The sequence below is a fragment of the Flavobacterium bomense genome (assembly GCF_003970355.1).
In genome coordinates this window covers 1-1620 of the sequence record NZ_RYDJ01000075.1, presented here as the reverse complement: position 1 = coordinate 1620, position 1620 = coordinate 1, and the positions used below count along the sequence as shown (strand labels likewise).

The 1620-nt window shown below is 35.2% G+C and carries 1 protein-coding gene; it reads left to right on the top strand.

The features are described 5' to 3' along the window. Positions 1-1620, top strand: a 1620-nt coding sequence (feoB, locus tag EKL98_RS15635; RefSeq protein ID WP_126563115.1) for a ferrous iron transport protein B, incomplete at both ends; no start/stop codon positions are given.

Below are 1620 nucleotides of genomic sequence, written 5' to 3'. Positions count from 1 at the left end.
CGTAATTTACTGCTTTTTACACAAATAAAAGATTTAGAAATTCCAACCATTCTTGTCATCAATATGATTGACAGAATGCAACTCAAAGGAATTTCGCTCGACATTCCATTTCTTGAAGAACAACTAAAAACGAAAATTGTGCTGGTAAGTTCCCGAAAAAAAATCGGTGTTGAAGCACTAAAAACACTAATCACTACTTACAAAACCATTTCGACAGAACCATGTTTGGATGCGTCTTCTATAGATGATGACTATTTTAATACACTTCGAAAAACGTTTCCAAACCAGTCCTTGTACAAACTTTGGTTGGTGATAACACAAGATGTGAATTTTGTGGATTTAAACAGAAAAGCTCTTGAAAAACAATCGTTTACAAAAACAAATTCAGAGCTTAAAAAATTACAACAAAAAGAAACCATCAAGCGCTACCAATTTATAAATAATACTTTAAAAATTGGTCAAAAAGTAGATTCGGCAAAAGCAACCGATTTCAGAAGCAAACTCGACCGAGTGCTTACCCATAAAGTATGGGGTTATCTCATTTTCTTTGTGGTTTTATTCGGCATTTTTCAATCCATTTTCGAATGGTCAAAAATTCCAATGGATTTTATCGATAGTAGTTTTGCCAGTTTGAGTTCATTGACAAATCAAAATCTACCTCCAGGAGCTTTTACCAATTTGATTGCTCAGGGAATTATACCTGGAATTGGTGGAATTTTAATGTTTATTCCTCAAATTACTTTTTTGTTTTTGTTCATTTCAATTCTAGAAGAAAGCGGTTATATGAGTCGTGTGGTTTTTTTGATGGACAAAATTATGCGCAGATTTGGCCTTTCCGGCAAAAGCGTGGTTCCCTTAATTTCAGGAACAGCTTGTGCTATTCCAGCCATTATGGCGACCCGAAATATCGAAAACTGGAAAGAAAGATTAATCACCATTCTGGTTACTCCATTTACCACTTGTTCAGCACGATTGCCTGTATATGCTATCATTATTGGACTTGTAATTCCTGATAAATATGTTTTTGGAATTCTAAATCTACAAGGTTTAACGCTGATGTTGTTGTATATTTTAGGATTTGGAATGGCAATACTTTCGGCTTATATGCTCAATAAAGTACTTCAACTCAATTGCAAAACCTTCTTTGTAGTTGAAATGCCCAATTACAAATTGCCGATGTTCAAAAACGTAATGATTACCGTTGTCGAAAAAACGAAAGCTTTTGTTTTTGGAGCGGGAAAAATAATCTTGGCAATATCGGTTATTTTATGGTTTTTGGCTTCTAATGGACCAAGCGAAAAATTCCGAAATGCCAAAACGATCATCACATCAAAAGCGGAAAACAAAAGTCTTTCAGTATTAGAAATCGAAAACAAAGTGGCGGCTTATAAACTAGAAAACTCCTATATTGGACTAATGGGAAAAACTATCGAACCCGCGATTTCGCCTTTGGGTTACGATTGGAAAATTGGTGTTGCCATAATCAGTTCGTTTGCTGCTAGAGAGGTTTTTGTGGGAACATTGGCCACAATATACAGCGTTGGCGGAAGCGATAATGAAAACACAATCCGTAACAAAATGGCAACGGAAACCAATCCTAAAACTGGGGAGAAAATATTT